The 14,920-nt window shown below is 65.7% G+C and carries 11 protein-coding genes; 5 read left to right on the top strand and 6 right to left on the bottom strand.

Annotation, left to right across the window (positions count from 1 at the left end; all coding sequences use genetic code 11):
* The first annotated feature begins 73 nt into the window (after positions 1 to 73).
* Complete coding sequence (fepB, locus tag ACU4IU_RS11315) at positions 74 to 1,105, top strand: Fe2+-enterobactin ABC transporter substrate-binding protein (RefSeq protein ID WP_446656774.1); 1,032 nt, start codon at positions 74 to 76, stop codon at positions 1,103 to 1,105.
* A 143-nt stretch (positions 1,106 to 1,248) separates the two neighbouring features.
* Here the strand turns inward: fepB and ACU4IU_RS11310 are convergent, their stop codons facing one another.
* Both ACU4IU_RS11310 and ACU4IU_RS11305 read right to left on the bottom strand, forming a co-directional pair.
* On the bottom strand, positions 1,249 to 2,517 hold the full coding sequence (locus ACU4IU_RS11310; protein ID WP_446656773.1) for an alpha-hydroxy acid oxidase: 1,269 nt from the start codon (positions 2,515 to 2,517) through the stop codon (positions 1,249 to 1,251).
* Between the two features lie 87 nt (positions 2,518 to 2,604).
* Entirely contained in the window at positions 2,605 to 4,293 is a 1,689-nt protein-coding gene (locus ACU4IU_RS11305; protein WP_259357297.1) for an L-lactate permease, read from the bottom strand.
* A gap of 239 nt (positions 4,294 to 4,532) precedes the next feature.
* On the opposite strand from ACU4IU_RS11305, the gene ACU4IU_RS11300 reads away from it, so the two are divergent.
* Positions 4,533 to 5,318 carry a FadR/GntR family transcriptional regulator gene (locus ACU4IU_RS11300; RefSeq protein ID WP_446656772.1) on the top strand — a complete coding sequence of 262 codons (786 nt, stop codon included), beginning with the start codon at positions 4,533 to 4,535 and terminating at the stop codon, positions 5,316 to 5,318.
* Between the two features lie 81 nt (positions 5,319 to 5,399).
* Here ACU4IU_RS11300 and ACU4IU_RS11295 read toward each other — a convergent pair whose 3' ends face one another.
* Both ACU4IU_RS11295 and ACU4IU_RS11290 read right to left on the bottom strand, forming a co-directional pair.
* Positions 5,400 to 9,059, bottom strand: coding sequence for an efflux RND transporter permease subunit (locus ACU4IU_RS11295; protein WP_446657595.1), 3,660 nt, complete (start codon positions 9,057 to 9,059; stop codon positions 5,400 to 5,402).
* Between the two features lie 337 nt (positions 9,060 to 9,396).
* A complete protein-coding gene (locus ACU4IU_RS11290; RefSeq protein WP_446656771.1) occupies positions 9,397 to 10,575 on the bottom strand; it encodes a CobW family GTP-binding protein in 1,179 nt (392 codons plus the stop codon).
* 227 nt (positions 10,576 to 10,802) lie between these two features.
* Between ACU4IU_RS11290 and ACU4IU_RS11285 the strand changes: the two genes are divergently transcribed.
* On the top strand, positions 10,803 to 11,204 hold the full coding sequence (locus ACU4IU_RS11285) for a Fur family transcriptional regulator (RefSeq protein WP_446656770.1): 402 nt from the start codon (positions 10,803 to 10,805) through the stop codon (positions 11,202 to 11,204).
* A gap of 45 nt (positions 11,205 to 11,249) precedes the next feature.
* Here the strand turns inward: ACU4IU_RS11285 and ACU4IU_RS11280 are convergent, their stop codons facing one another.
* Positions 11,250 to 12,254, bottom strand: coding sequence for a GTP-binding protein (locus tag ACU4IU_RS11280; RefSeq protein ID WP_446656769.1), 1,005 nt, complete (start codon positions 12,252 to 12,254; stop codon positions 11,250 to 11,252).
* Positions 12,255 to 12,323: 69 nt separating this feature from the next.
* Here ACU4IU_RS11280 and ykgO point away from each other — a divergent pair, with 69 nt between their 5' ends.
* Positions 12,324 to 12,446, top strand: a complete 123-nt coding sequence (ykgO, locus tag ACU4IU_RS11275; protein ID WP_139467916.1) for a type B 50S ribosomal protein L36 — start codon at positions 12,324 to 12,326, stop codon at positions 12,444 to 12,446.
* Here the strand turns inward: ykgO and mobA are convergent.
* On the bottom strand, positions 12,427 to 13,050 hold the full coding sequence (mobA, locus tag ACU4IU_RS11270; RefSeq protein WP_446656768.1) for a molybdenum cofactor guanylyltransferase: 624 nt from the start codon (positions 13,048 to 13,050) through the stop codon (positions 12,427 to 12,429). The genes ykgO and mobA overlap by 20 nt on opposite strands.
* A gap of 143 nt (positions 13,051 to 13,193) precedes the next feature.
* Here mobA and ACU4IU_RS11265 point away from each other — a divergent pair, with 143 nt between their 5' ends.
* Complete coding sequence (locus ACU4IU_RS11265) at positions 13,194 to 14,918, top strand: amidase (protein WP_446656767.1); 1,725 nt, start codon at positions 13,194 to 13,196, stop codon at positions 14,916 to 14,918.
* Positions 14,919 to 14,920: the final 2 nt, after the last annotated feature.

The raw sequence follows: 14,920 nt of genomic DNA, 5'->3' as shown, positions 1-14,920 counted from the left end.
CCACGAATGCAGTTTCCCGGGCCTACTTAGGTTAGGCTCATCTTCGCAAGCGAACATTCTCGAAAGGTCCCCTATGTCCCGCGTCAAACCCGGCAGTACACGCGTATTTGCCGCAGTCACCCTCATCACCGCTCTCAGCCTCAGCGCCTGCGGCGGGTCCGGCTCTTCCGACTCCGGCGATGGCGACACCGCCGCCGACGGTCAATGGCCCCTGACGATCACGGACGACGCCGGCCACGAAGTGACCATCGACGAAGCTCCCGAATCGATCGTCTCCACCTCGGTGACTCTCACCGGCAGCCTCCTCGCCGTCGACGCACCGGTCACCGCTTCCGGCGCCACCATGCCAAATTCCCCCGTTGCCGACGATCAAGGCTTCTTCACGCAGTGGAGCGACGTCGCGAAGGAGAAGGACGTCAAGGCCCTCTACCAGGGCGACCCCGATGTCGAGGCCGTGCTCGCCGAGGAACCTGACCTCATCGTGGTCTCGAAGACCGGCCAGGACTCAGCGAACGCCATCTACGATCAGCTCAGCGACATCGCTCCGACCGTCGTCATCGACTACGGCGACAAGGACTGGCAGGAGGTCACCACCAAGCTCGGTGAGATCACAGGCCACGAGGATGAGGCGAAGAAGGTCAACGACGAGTTCGGTTCCCGCGCCGAGGAGGTCAAGTCCGCCATCGACGCCCCGAAGCAGCCGGTCACCGGCATGATCTTCAACGAGAAGGCCAAGGGCGGAGGATCCGGGGCCAGCGCGAACATCTGGACACCGGAATCCGCTCAAGGCAAGCTCCTCCAAGAGGTCGGCTTCGAACTCGCCGAGGTCCCCGAAGGCACGGCCGGCCAAGGAGAAATGGGCAAACGTGCCGATATCGTCGAAGTCACCGGTGAGAACCTGTCGAAGGCCGTCACCGGCGAATCCGTGTTCCTGTTCAACGCGAACGAGAAGACCGCCGCGTCGTATGCGAAGAACTCGCTGGTCGAGAGCACACCGGCGGTGAAGAACGATGCCGTCTACCCGATGGGCCTCGACTCATTCCGCCTCGATTACTACTCCGCCACGAACGTCCTCGACCGCATCGAGGACGAATTCGGCAAGTGATCACCTGAACCCGAAACGGACGGCCGGCAGCGACGATACTTCTCGCTGCCGGCCGTCCGTTCTCTGCCTATGGAGCCATCTGGGCGACCCTGGCGGGGCCGCCTCGGTGGTCGGATCGACCTCCGCGGGGCCGCCTCGGCGAATCAGCCCTTGGCCGGGCGGGAGCTGATGATCTCCGCGCGCTCGTCGCGGTTGAATTGACGCAGCTGGGTCACATGGGACGGGTTGAGCTCGGAGACATCGGCGACCTGGAGCAGGCGCATGGTGCGCTCGACCTGCTCGCCGAGGATCTCGATCGTCCGGTCCACTCCTGCTCGACCGCCGGCCATGAGGCCGAAGAGGTAGGCGCGGCCGATGAGCGTGAAGTCCGCGCCCAGCGCCAACGACGCGACGATGTCGGCGCCGTTGCGGATTCCGGTGTCGATGATGATCTCCACGTCCTTGCCGATCTCGCGAGCCACCTCGGGGAGGAGTTCGAAGGGTACGGGCGCGCGATCGAGCTGGCGCCCGCCGTGGTTGGACAGGACGATCGAATCGACGCCGAGGTCGGCGAGCTTTTTCGCATCCTCGAGCGTCTGCACGCCCTTGACGGAGAATTTGCCGGGCCACATGGCGCGGATCTCGGCGAGGTCATCGAAGTTGATGGAGGGGTCCATCGCCGAATCGAGGAGCTCGCCGACGGTGCCGCCGGTCTCCGACAGGGACGCGAACTCGAGCTTCGGGGTGGTCAGGAAGTCCCACCACCACCAGGGACGAGGGATGGCGTTGAGGATCGTCTGCGGGGTCAGCTGCGGTGGAATCGAGAAGCCGTTGCGGGTATCGCGCAGTCGGGCACCGGCGACGGGGGCGTCGACGGTGAAGAAGAGAGTGTCGAACCCGGCGTTCTTCGCCCGCTCGACGAGGCCGTAGGAGGTGTCGCGCTGCTTCATCACATAGAGCTGGAACCAATTTCGCCCATGCGGGTTGGTCTTCTTCACGTCCTCGATCGACGTCGTGCCCAACGTCGAGAGCGTGAACGGGATGCCGGCAGCTCCGGCGGCTCCGGCGCCGGCGGTCTCACCCTCGGTCTGCATGAGTCGGGTGAAGCCGGTCGGCGCGATGCCGAAGGGCATGGCCGAGCTGCCACCCATGATCTGGGTCGAGGTGTCGACGTTCGTGACGTCCTTGAGGATCGAGGGGTGGAACTCGATATCGCGGAAGGACTGGACCGAGCGCTCCATCGAGATCTCACCCTCGGCGGCCCCATCCGTGTAGTCGAACGCCGCGGCCGGGGTCCGACGCTTCGCGATCTTGCGCAGGTCCTCGATCGTCAGCGCATTCTCCAAGCGGCGCTTCTTCGGGTCGAGTTCGAACTTCTTGAACTTCATCAGCTCGAAGATCTCGGCCGGCTGAGGAATCTGCCTCTTGACCATGTTTTTCGCTCCTTTGATTAGGCGGTGGTTGAGAAGTGGGGGTGGCTGGTGCGGGTGGTCGGATCGGCGAGACGGCGCCGCGCGGACTCAGGAGCCGGGGACCATCCAGGACAGCACCGTCGACTGGAGTCCGACGAGCAGACACATGGCGACGAGCATGCCCAGGGACCAGCCGATGACGCGGCGGAGGATCGAAGCCTCCTTGCCGAGCAGGCCGACGGCGGTGGCCGCGATGGTGAGGTTCTGCGGGCTGACCATCTTGCCGAGGACACCGCCTGAGCTGTTGGCACCGACGAGCAGCAGCGGGTTGAGCCCGGCCTCGTGTGCGGCGGTCTGCTGCAGGGTCGCGAACAGTGCGTTCGCCGAGGTGTCCGAACCGGTCACAGCAGTGCCCAGCCAGCCGAGGATCGGCGAGAGGAAGGCGAAGAAGGCTCCGGTGCCGGCGATCCAGGTTCCGATGGTGATCGTCTGGCCCGAGAGGTTCATGACATAGGCCAGCGCGAGAACGGAGCCGACGGTGAGGATCGAGAACTTCATCTTCACGACGTTGACGATGAAGACATCGACGGCGTCCTTCGCCGACATCTTGTACACGATCGCGACGATGATGCCGGAGATGAGCAGCAGGGTGCCCGGGGAAGACAGCCATTGGAAGTTGTAGACCGTGCTCGTCGAGACTTCGCCAGCGGCGTTGAGGATGTTCCCATCCAGTCCGGGCCAGGGGATCTTCACATCGGTCGAGGCCAGCCAGTTGTTGAGTACCGGCACGAGTTTGGCCACGGAGAAGATGACGATGACGAGCAGATAGGGAAAGAGCGCGAGGAAGACGCGGGACCCGGTCAGCGGCGCGGTCTCCTTCTTCACATCGGTGGCAACGGCAGCAGAGGCACCGCCGGCATCGGGAGCATCGGCGCCTTCGTGTTCGCGCTCATCGGCCATGCGGTCGAGTGCGTCCTGACCGCCCTTCGGCTTCCAGAAGCGCAGCATGATGACGACGGCTGCGAGGCCGACGAGGGAGGCGATGATGTCGGTGAGTTCGACGGAGAGGAACGTGGCGGAGACCCACTGGGCGAGGCCGAAGGCGATGCCCACGACGAGGGCCAGCGGCCAGATCTGCTTCAGCCCGCGACGCCCGTCGACGAGCAGGACGAGGAAGAGCGGCACGACTGCGGCGAGGAACGGGGTCTGGTGACCGACCATGGCGCCGATGTCCTGGTAGTCGATTCCCGTCAGAGTGCCGGCGGTGATGATCGGGATGGCGATGGCGCCGAAGGCCACGGGGGCGGTGTTGGCAACGAGGACGACGACGGCAGCTCGCATAGCGGTGAAGCCGACGGCGACGAGCATGACACCGGTGATCGCCACCGGGGCGCCGAATCCGGCGAGCGCTTCGAGGAGGCCGCCGAAGCAGAAGGCGACGATGATGGCCTGAATGCGCGGGTCATCGGAGATGACGTTGATGACCAACCGCAGGTCCTCGAAGTGCCCCGAGCGCACGGTGAGCTCGTAGAGCCAGATCGCGGTGATGACGATCCACATGATCGGAAACAGTCCGAAGGCGAACCCCTGTGTCGCCGAGAGCGCGGCGAGTCCGACCGGCATTCCGTAGGCGGCGATCGCGACGATGAGAGCGACGCCGACGGCGGTCAGTCCGGCCCAGTGGGCCTTCCATTTGAGCGCGCCGAGGGTGACGAAGATCGTCAACAGCGGCAGGATCGCCAGCATGGACGTCCACAGCAGGCTGTCGGCCACCGGTGCGATTTCAGGTGTGTACATGGCTTCTCCAAATCGGCCGGGCCTGCCCACATCGGGTCCGTTCCCCTGTGAACGCGCTCCGAACTCGAACGATCAGAACTTTCAGTATGGCCTTTATGAGGTCAGACCATTAATCTGAGCATAGGACGAGGGTGTGATCTGCGTCAACTGTTTTCTTCCGGCGGCGGTTCCGGTCGCATCCCCACGAGCAGGACGACGAGCAACGAGAGGCATGACATGATGGCGCGGTGGAGACGACCATGAACGATGACACGAACGAGGTCCGCCCGGAACATACCGGCAGCGCCGAGGCGGCCACCGGTCCCGAATGGAAACCCGTGAACCGGGCGAGCACCTATGAGCTCGTCATCGATGCCATCGAAGAGCAGATCATGGCCGGCTCACTGGGCGTCGGAGATCCTCTGCCTGCCGAACGCGACCTGGCGACGAAGCTCGGCGTCAGTCGCGCCAGTGTGCGCGAAGCGCTGCGGGTGCTCGACAGCCTCGGCGTCGTTCGGTCATCTGGCGGGTCCGGTCGTGGTGCCGGCACGTTCATCGCCGCCATGCCCTCGGCCGCGCTCACTCGTTTCCTCCGCCTTCATGTTGCGCTCACGAACTTCAGCATCGATGACGTGACGGAGACGCGCATCCAGCTCGAACGCTCGAGCGCGATTCTCGCGGCGACCCGTGCCGATAAGGACGCACTGGCGGAGGTGAATGCGCAGCTGGCGATGATGGACACTCCCGGCATCAGTTTGGAGACCTTCAACGACGCAGACACCGCCTTCCACGTCGCCATCGCTCAGGCTGCGGGCAATCAGCTGTTCTCCGATCTCACCGGGGCCATCCGCACCTCTCTGCGGAAGTCGATCTTCTCCTCGTTCAGCCGCGTCGACGACCAGCAGGCGCTGATGGCGAAGCTGCAGTCCCAACACCACGGGATCATGGACGCCATCAGCGCCGGTCGCGCCGAGGAGGCTGCGGCCCTGACCGAGGAACACATCCGCTTCGCCGCCTCACGCTTACCCGGCCTCTCCGACACCTAACCCACCCCAATTGCTACCTGACGGCGGCCCAGCAACCTCGCGCGAGGTTGCTGGGCCGCCGTCAGGTAGTAATTAAGGGGTTTACTGGTCGTCGGAACGTTGGGCCACCTCGGCGGTTTCCGCTTCGATCCGCGCTTGGTTCTCGGCCCGTTTCTTGGCGCGCTTCTCCTCCTTATGTGCTGCCCGGACCTCTTTGCGCCGTTCGACGAGGAGGTAGAGAGCGGGGACGAGGATGAGCGTGAGCACCGTCGACGAGGTGAGCCCGCCGATGACGACGATCGCCAGGGGCTGCGAGATGAACACTCCCCCACCGGTCAGCCCCAGCGACATCGGCACGAGGGCGAAGATCGTCGCGGCCGCGGTCATGAGGATCGGGCGCAGGCGCAGTCGGGTGCCGTGAACGATCGCGTCCATGAGGTCGAGCCCGTCCTCACGCAGCTTGTTGATGAGGTCGATGAGCACGATCGCGTTCGTCACGACGATGCCGATGAGCATGAGCAGACCGATGAGCGAGGGAATGCCCAATGGTGTGCCGGTCGCCAGCAGGAGCAGCACAGCTCCGGTCGCGGCGAACGGAATCGACACCAGCAGGATGAGCGGCTGGACGAAGCTGCGGAAGGTCGCGATCATCACGAGGAGCACGAGCACGATCGCCACGGCCATCGCCATTCCGAGCTGACCGAAGGATTCCGCCTGCTCCTGACTGGCACCGCCGACGTCGAAGCTGACTCCGTCGGGCAGATCCATGGTCTCGGTCAGGTCAGTGGCCGCGGCGGTGACCGTTTCGAGCTGGCCGCTGGACGGGGTTGCGAACACGGTGACCTTCCGGTCTCCGTCGGCACGGTCGATCGTCGCCGGGGTCTCGGTCTTCTTCACCTCCGCGATCTCGTCGACGGTGATCGGCTCACCCTTGATGTCGGGGATGGCGGCCTGCTCATCGGCAAGCGCCTCTTCCTCCTCCTGGCTCTGTTCCTGTTCACGCTGGCCGTCAACGAGGTCGTCGATGGCGTCGTTGGCTTCCTTCAGTCCCTTCTCTGCCTGTTCGACCCCTTCGCGGGCCTGTTCCACCTGGTCGGCAGCCATGTCGCCCGGGCTCGGAGCCGGCGGCGGATTCTCGGCATCGCGCAGGGCCTTGCGGGCCTGTTCGAGCTGGTCGGCCGCGTTGTCACGAGCTTCACGGGCAGACTCAAGCTGCTCGGCCGATTCGTCAGCGGCCTTGCGCTTGGCCTCCTCGGCGCGGGCATCGGTCTTCTCCTCGACCCGATCGGTCGCATCCTCCTGGGCGTTCTGCGTCTGCACCTCGGTGACGGGCAGTTCGAGGGCGCGGATCTCGTCCGGGGTCGCATCCGGATGAGTCGGGGCGAGGGTGATGTCGCGTTCCTGGCCGTTGAGGGTGATGGTGCCGGCTTCGACGCCGTGGAGTGCGGCGGCGATGGCCTGACCGACCTCGGCCTGGCTGAAACCGTAGTCGGCGGCTTTCTCCCGATCGACGTCGACCTCGATGACCGGCTGATCGGCGGCGAGGTCGTTGCGGGCGGACTGGACGCCGTCGGTGTCCGCCATCTTCTTCGTCACCTCATCGGCGGCCTTTCGCAGCGCACCCAGGTCGGTGCCCGAGAGGGTGACCTCGACGTCCTCGCTGACGGATCCGCCGGCATCCTGGACGTCGATCTCGCCTGCGTCCTTCCCGAGGTCGTCGAGTTGGGTGCGGAGGCGGTTCGTCGCGACCTCGGCCTCGGAGTCTTCGGCCAGGGTGACGTTGAACTGGTTCTCCGCTCCGGATTCCGGGCCGTTGACCGTCGTCGAGTAGGTGTCGACGTCCGGATCATCGCCGAGCACGGCTTCCACGCGCTTCGCGGCCTTGTCACCGGCTTCGAGCGAAGCGCCGGCGGGGAGGGTCTGCGTGATGTACACGGAGTTCTGCCCGGCCGATCCGAGCAGGTCCGTCTTGAGGAAGGTCGCGCACATCATCGTGACAACGAAGATGACGACGGAGAAGGCGATGGTCCTCCAGGGGTGGTGCAGGGCCGAGATGATCGCCGGCAGGCTGCGCTGCTGGAGGCGATCGACTCGGCCGGAGGCCTCACCGTTTCCGGGTGCGGGAGCGACGACGGGTTCGACGGTCGCGTCCGGCAGTGGGTCCTTGCCCTTGGCCGCGCGTTTGGCGTTCTTCTTCTCGATCGCCTTCTGGCGGCGTTCGGCACGGGCCACCGAGCGACGGTGCTGCTTGGCCGCCCACAGCTCATAGCTGCGGTCGGTGGCGGCTTGCCGTTTGGGCGAGAGCGGCTTGGGGCTGCGGCGCAGGACCCAGTAGCTGAACACGGGGACGATCGTCAGCGCCACGACGAGGGAGGCCAGCAGTGCCAAGGACACGGTGACGGAGAAGGGCCGGAACAGCTGTCCGGCGATGCCGTCGACGAACGCGATGGGCAGGAACACGGCGACGGTGGTCAGAGTCGAGGCGGTAATGGCACCGGCGACCTGCTTGACGCTGGCGACGATGTCTTCGACCGTCAGGTCGCTCGTGCCCTGGCGTCTCCGGATGTTCTCGATGACGACGATGGAGTCGTCGACGACGCGGCCGACGGCGATCGTCAGGGCGCCCAAAGTGAGGATGTTCAGCGTGTAGTCGCCGACCATGAGGCCGATCATCGCGATGAGCAGCGAAATCGGGATCGAGATCGCGGCGACGATGGTCGAACGGAACGAGCCGAGGAAGGCGAGGATGACGAAGATCGCGAAGATCAGGCCGAGTCCGCCTTCGACGGAGAGGTCGTGGATAGATTTCTCGATCTCCGGAGCCTGATCGAAGATCGTCGAGAATTCCGTGTCCTCGCCGAGCTTCGGACCGACCTTGTCGAGGGTGTCGGCGACCTTGTGGGAGACGTCGACGACATTGGCGTCCTGGTCTTTGGTCACCGACACGGTCACGGAATCCCTGCCGTCGGCACGGGACAGGGAGGTCTTCTCGACCGAGTCGAGGTCGACGTCGGCGACCTCACCCAGCAGTACGGTGCCGTCCGCGGTGCGCAGTGGCGTCTTCTTGATCTGCTCGACGGCGTCGACCTCAGTGCCGACCTCGACGGCCATCGACGTGTCGCCCTGTGAGCTCTGGCCAGCGGGAACGACAGTGCCGGCGGCTTCGAGCTCATCGGGCACGGAGGATTCGACGACGTTCTTCTCCGCCACGTCCTCGGGGCGGAAGGTGATGGAGACTCGCTGCTCGTCCTGGCCGGTGACCTCGACGTTCGAGACTCCGTCGAGAGCGCGGAGTTCGGGGACGAGGTCAGTCTCAAGACGGTCACCGAGGGTGGCGGAGTCTCCACCGGAGACGGCGAACATCGTCACCGGGACCTCATCCATCTGATACGACAGCACCTCGGCTTCCGCATCGGCGGGCAGGTCGGACTTCACTCCGTCGACGGCCGAGCGGACGGCGTCGGTCATCTCTTCGGAGTCCTTGCCGAAGGGCCAAGTCACCTCGGCGGTCATCATCCCCGACGAGGTGGAGGTGGTCACCGATTCGAGCTCTCCGACCCCGTCGAGCGCGGTTTCGAGGGGCTTGGTCACAGTCTCCTCGATGACCTCCGGAGAAGCGCCGGGGACGGTGGCCTGCACCGAAGTGCCGGGCAGGTCGACCGAGGGCATCGTCTCCTGGTTGAGTGAGGTGGTCGCGACGATGCCGAAGACGGCGATCACGAGGGTGAGCAATCCGACGATGAGGCGGTTCTTCAGACTCATCCGGGTGATCAGGTGCACAGGGGTCCTCCGGGTTCGGGGGTGTGAGCAGGGCGCTCCAGTCAGTCTTCCAAGCAGATCGCCTCAGCGGATCGCCCAAAAGTAGGCAACGGTGTCCCCCAAAAGGATGAATTCTCACTGCTGTTCCCGGCAGGTCGATCACGGCCGTTCGGTGGGGCACGTTCCGACCCTAGAAGCGGTCACGGGTGCCCGGCACGGGAGTTGTCCCCCAGACCACCCTCAGGAAACACGGAGGAAAACCGGAGGATCCCCTCCTCTTACTACCTGACGGCGGCCCAGCAACCTGGCGCGAGGTTGCTGGGCCGCCGTCAGGTAGCAATTAGGTGTGGAGGCGGACGTGGTGGAGGAGGCGTTCGGAACGGTCACTGCCTGATGCCGCGACATCCAGGCCTCCGGCGGCGTCGCTGTTGAGGGCGGCGGTCAGAGTGGCTTCGGCCGCCTCGGTGTCGAAGTCCTCTCCGATGGCGACGAGGACGCTGTCGGCATCCGGCCGATCACCATTCCCCGCGCTTAAGGACGGCGTCTTCGGGACAGGTCGGGCCGCCTCCGCGACGTAGACGTTCGGACCCACAGCCTGCACATCGAAGCTGCGCCTGCGAGATCCCACAGCCGCGAGCACGGTGCCCTTCACGCGGTACACCCCGGGCGGGAGGTCTTCGACGAAATCCATCACCGCATCCGGATCGACAGGGCCGCTGCCGGTGACGGTCACGGACTGGGCGTGGCGGTGTGGCATGGATTCCGCATCGACCTCGTCGTCACCGATCTCGTCGACCGCCGCCTCGGCGTAGGCCTGACGCAGCAGTTCCCGGATCGGCAACTCAGGTTGGATCGGGTCATCACCGGCGTCGGAGCCGCCTCGGCGAAGGTCCTGCTCACCTTCGCCCGGATCGAATATGAGTGTGGGGTCGAGGCGGGCGTGGTGGGTGCCGATGACGATGACGCGCGGATTGCGTTCGTGGACGCGGGCGCGCACGGCCTCGACCGTGGTCCCACGGTCGGCCACCGGCACCTGGTCGAGCTTGTTGACCAGCACCAATGTCGTCGCGGCGAAACGCAGGGGCGGCAGGCTCGAGGCATCGACGGTGTCGAAGTACATGGTGGCGTCGACGACGTCGATGACCCCGCCGAGGTGGAATCGGTGGTGGCCCATGCGCGTGATCATGCGGGCCAGGGTCAGGGGCTCGGCGAATCCGCTGGCCTCGACGATGATTGCGTCGAGGCGCAGCTTGGGGTTCGTCATCGCCACGAGCGCGTCTTCGAGCTCGGAGTCATCGGTCAGGCAGCACACGCATCCGCCCGAGATCGACAGCGGTTCGTCGACCTGGCCGACGACGAGTCCGGCGTCGATGTTGAGGTCGCCGAAGTCGTTGACGATGACGCCGATGCGGGCGTCAGGGTGGCGCAGGAGGTGGTTGAGCAGGCTCGTCTTTCCGGCACCGAGGTAGCCGGTGAGCAGGATGACCGGGATCGCCGGTCTGCGGGTGGGGCCGCTCATTGCGCCTCCTCGGTGGTCGTGCTCGCTTTTCGTGCTCGGTGGCTCGACAGCGCGGGTTCCGCTGTGCGCGCGGGCCCCGTTCTCGGTACGGGGTCAATCGTAGAGATGCGGGTGAACCGCCCGTTAATGGTAACGTGTTTCATTATTTCTCTCGCATATGCGCGTTCATGCATATGCCCCTGTGACGTCGACGATGAGTTCGACAGAGACGATAAGGGAGGACTCCCATGGCAGCTCCGCAGAAGAAGACGCGCAGCACCGCACAGAAGGCACTCATCCGCTCTGCCCTTGAAACCGAGACCCGCTTCGTCTCCGCCAAACAGCTCCACCGCCGCCTCGAAGACGAAGGGGCCAGCGTCGGCCTCGCCACCGTCTACCGGCAGCTCAATGCGCTTGCACGCGGCGGCGATGCCGATACGATCACCATCGCCGAGACCCAGCTCTTCCGCGCCTGCGCGCAGACCGAGCACCATCACCATCTCGTCTGCGAGCGCTGCGGCACCGCCGTCGAGATCGACCCGCCGAGTGAGGACTGGATGCGTCAGATTGCGGCATCGAACGGCTTCGAGATCACACACCACGTCTTCGAGATCTTCGGCCAGTGCGCCGAATGTCGGGCGTCCGGCTGAGCGCAGCCGGAGCACCGCCCCGGCGTCAGACTAAGACCGCTGGCGTCATCCGCGGTGCGAGGAGTCCCATGCGGGGAACCCGTCGTGATACTCCAGCCAGGCCATCGGACCCGCCAGAAGCTCAGCATCGGTGAGGACGGCGCGGTCGAGCGCTTCACACAGCCCCGCCTCGTCGAGGTCGAAGCCGATGAAGGCGAGATCCTGACCGAGCGCCAACAGCTCTGCACCGGGCAGCGGATCAGCGGTCAGCGGTGAGAACGTCAGCAGCGTGCCTGCCTGATCCCAATGCGCGGTCACATAGGGTCGGGAGGCAAGCTTCGCGAAGCCGGCCGAACGGACGATTCGCCCCCAGCAGCCTTCGCCGAGAGCCGCACTCAGCACTGCCTGCAGTCGCTGCGGGTGGAAGGGCCGCGCTTGTTCGAAACGGCAGGCGCGGACACCTCCCGACCGAGCCGGGGGCCGAAACTCCGAGTTGAGTATCGCCGTCCACCCCGCGGCGGGAGGTCGGTGCCCGAACTGCCAGCGCACCGGCTCATGCACCGCGCCGTCGCGCAGGAGAAAGCGCTCGGCCTCCGGCGCCAGGTGCGCGATCAGCCCGATGGCCGCCCCGGCCCCGGCCGAGTCGGCAGCATCGGGCGCCAGCAGAGCAAGTGTCGAGGCGAATTCGATCTGCGCAACCAGGGCTCCGGCGCGCGCTTCCGAATCGAGATCGCTGCGCAGGCAGGCAAGGTCGAGCACGCAGACGAGGTCGGTGAGCACGGCTCGCGTGTCGGGAGCACTCAGAGCTCCGATGATCTCCGCACAATCCGCGTCCTCCCCGTATTCGAGGACGAACCCGTGCACCCCGGATGTCATTCCGAGCAGATCGACGAGGCGGTCGATCGCCTCGATGCCCTGTTCCGTCTGCTCCGCGGGGACGAAGACAAAACCGCGATCCCTGGCCAGACCCATCGCATAGCGCCTGCGCTCAGCCGCGCAGAGTCCGACGACGGCGATCGCTTCGATTCCGTCGACGATGGGACTCCGGCCGCGTTCGTCTGATCCCTGCATTCGCTTCCCTTCGCTGGAGAACATAGTATTATCTCTAATGATACTCATTCTCACTAAGGAGTCGCATCCATGAAGGTTCGTCGTTCGCTGCGTTCGCTGAAGTCACTGCCCGGTTCGCAGGTGGTCCGCCGCCGCGGCCGCGTCTACGTCATCAACAAGAAGAATCCTCGATTCAAGGCCCGTCAGGGCTGAGCCGGGTTCGAATCGCTTCGAGCTCGGCTGCAGTGTCGAAGTCGCTCACTACCTCCGGGTCCACAGCGACCGCGACCGGCTCGAGTCCCGCGAAGAGCAGCTTCACCGCCCCATCCGTCGGGTCGCCGATCTCCGTGAGACGGGCACGCAGCAGCCGAGTCGGCCAGGCCGCGCAGAGGAACTGCGTCTTTCCCCGATCGTCGGCGCCCGTGGCCGGACGTCCGGTGGCACGACACGCAGAGATGAGCTCACCGAGGTGGACCGTCGTGATCAGCGGCATGTCCCCGGCCAGGACAAGGGTGACATCGGCCGTCTCGGGCGGGAATTCCGCCTCAGGCGGCATCGCCGCGACTGCGGCCGCGATCCCGGCCAAAGGGCCTGCGAACTCGGGTTCTTCCCGCACGACGCGGACGCTTTTCTGCTCCGCCGCCGAGAGTCCGTCTGCGGGTCCGGCCACCCACACCTCGGTGTCGGCTGCCGCACCGCGGATGCTCTGCAGGATCCGGGAGATCGTCGACCGTCCGCCGACCTCGACGCCGGGTTTGTGAACGCCGTCGAAGCGTCGCGAACGACCGCCGGTGAGAATGATCGCGTTGACCGTCATGCCTCGATCGTACAGACCGCGAATAACGCGCTCAGTGCCCGGTAAACAACGAAATCCGCAGCCCATCCTCGGCGAATCGGCGCTACTCTGGGCAGGAACACACCCACATCGCGCACGCACCGTCGAGTGCCCGGAGGAAGATCATGTCGAAGTTCGATGTCGTCGAAGCGTCCATCGCCGATCTGCGAGTCGCCCTCGAGGACGGCCGCACCACCTCGGTGGAGCTCGTCGAGGCCTATCAGGACCGGATCGCCGCGTTCGACGGCCTCGACACCGACACGAAACTCAACTCCGTGATCGTGAAGAACCCGCAAGCCCTCGCCGAGGCGGCCGCCTCCGACGAACGACGTGCAGCCGGTGAGACGCTCGGCCCCCTCGACGGGATTCCGTACACCGCGAAGGACAGCTATATGGTCGCGGGCCTCACCGTGGCCTCCGGGTCTCCGGCCTTCGCCGACCTCGTGGCGCAGAAAGATGCGTTCACGATCGAACGGCTGCGCGCCGGCGGCGCCATCTGCTTGGGTCTAACGAACATGCCGCCGATGGCCAACGGCGGCATGCAGCGCGGACTCTATGGTCGGGCCGAAAGCCCGTACAACGCGGATTGGCTGACCAGCGCCTTCGCCTCCGGTTCCTCGAACGGCTCGGGCACGGCCACGACGGCGAGCTTCGCGGCCTTCGGCCTCGGCGAGGAGACCTGGTCATCGGGTCGTGCACCGGCGTCGCACAATGCGCTCATCGCCTACACCCCCTCTCGCGGGGTCATCAGCGTGCGCGGAAACTGGCCGCTCGTGCCGACGATGGACGTCGTCGTCCCTCACACTCGCACGATGGCCGATCTGGCGGAGGTTCTCGACGTCATCGTCGCTGATGACGAACAGACTCGCGGGGACTTCTGGCGCGTCCAACCGTGGGTGGATATCCCGAAGGCGAGCGCGGTGCGCCCGGACTCCTATGCCGCACTGCTGCCGGAATCGGTCGCGGCGGCTGGGTCGGTGTTGACCGGCAAGCGACTCGGCGTGCCGCGGATGTACATCAATGCCGATGACGAGGCCGGGACGAACCCGGACGGCGGTATCGGCGGGCCCACGGGACAGCGAGTCGAGACGCGCGCCTCGGTGATCGGGGCCTGGCAGGCGGCGCGAGCCGATCTCGAATCTGCAGGCGCCGAGGTCGTCGAGACTGACTTCCCGGTCGTGAGCAATTACGAGGGCGACCGGCCCGGTGCGCCGACGATCGCGACGCGGGGGTTCGTCACCGCCGCCTACCTCGATCGGGAGATCAATGATCTCTCGTCGTGGGGGTGGGATGATTTCCTCGTCGCGAACGGCGACCCGAAACTGAACACCCTCGCCGAGGTGGACGGAGCCTTGATCTTCCCCCACCCACCCGGTGCGCTGCCGGATCGCTACGTCGGGTTCGACGATGACATCGCAACCTACCCGGAGCAGGTGCGCACGAATCGCTACGTCTCGGTCACGGAGATCCCGGAGCTCGAGTCCGGTGTGCGCGGGCTCGAGGAGACCCGCCGGGTCGACCTCGAGGAATGGATGGACGAGCGGGGCCTCGATGCGGTGATCTTCCCGGCGATGGCCGATGTGGGACCGGCCGATATGGATGTCAATGAGGCTTCGGCCGAACTCGGTTGGCGCAACGGCACATGGGTGGCCAACGGCAACCTCGTGCCCAGGCATCTGGGCATTCCCTCGGTGACGGTGCCGATGGGCACCATGTCCGATACCGGGATTCCCGTGGGCCTGACGATCGCCGGACGAGGCTGGGACGATTCTGCGCTCATCGAGATCGCTGCGGCGTTCGAGGCGACCGGCGACCGTCGCCAGGTGCCGCCGCGGACTCCGCGGCTGTAGAT

This window comes from Brevibacterium sp. CSND-B09 (assembly GCF_052906525.1).
Note: the sequence above shows the minus strand (reverse complement) of the source record. Positions and strands in the feature narration are given on the sequence as shown.

What these genes read in the sequence shown, in the direction of transcription:
- mobA (WP_446656768.1), bottom strand. Translation starts at nt 13,050, where the DNA reads ATGACGGTCAACGCGATCATTCTCACCGGCGGTCGTTCGCGACGCTTC.
- ACU4IU_RS11310 (WP_446656773.1), bottom strand. Translation starts at nt 2,517, where the DNA reads ATGGTCAAGAGGCAGATTCCTCAGCCGGCCGAGATCTTCGAGCTGATG.
- ACU4IU_RS11285 (WP_446656770.1), top strand. Translation starts at nt 10,803, where the DNA reads ATGGCAGCTCCGCAGAAGAAGACGCGCAGCACCGCACAGAAGGCACTC.
- ACU4IU_RS11295 (WP_446657595.1), bottom strand. Translation starts at nt 9,059, where the DNA reads ATGAGTCTGAAGAACCGCCTCATCGTCGGATTGCTCACCCTCGTGATC.
- ACU4IU_RS11290 (WP_446656771.1), bottom strand. Translation starts at nt 10,575, where the DNA reads ATGAGCGGCCCCACCCGCAGACCGGCGATCCCGGTCATCCTGCTCACC.
- ACU4IU_RS11280 (WP_446656769.1), bottom strand. Translation starts at nt 12,254, where the DNA reads ATGCAGGGATCAGACGAACGCGGCCGGAGTCCCATCGTCGACGGAATC.
- ACU4IU_RS11300 (WP_446656772.1), top strand. Translation starts at nt 4,533, where the DNA reads ATGAACGATGACACGAACGAGGTCCGCCCGGAACATACCGGCAGCGCC.
- ykgO (WP_139467916.1), top strand. Translation starts at nt 12,324, where the DNA reads ATGAAGGTTCGTCGTTCGCTGCGTTCGCTGAAGTCACTGCCCGGTTCG.
- fepB (WP_446656774.1), top strand. Translation starts at nt 74, where the DNA reads ATGTCCCGCGTCAAACCCGGCAGTACACGCGTATTTGCCGCAGTCACC.
- ACU4IU_RS11265 (WP_446656767.1), top strand. Translation starts at nt 13,194, where the DNA reads ATGTCGAAGTTCGATGTCGTCGAAGCGTCCATCGCCGATCTGCGAGTC.
- ACU4IU_RS11305 (WP_259357297.1), bottom strand. Translation starts at nt 4,293, where the DNA reads ATGTACACACCTGAAATCGCACCGGTGGCCGACAGCCTGCTGTGGACG.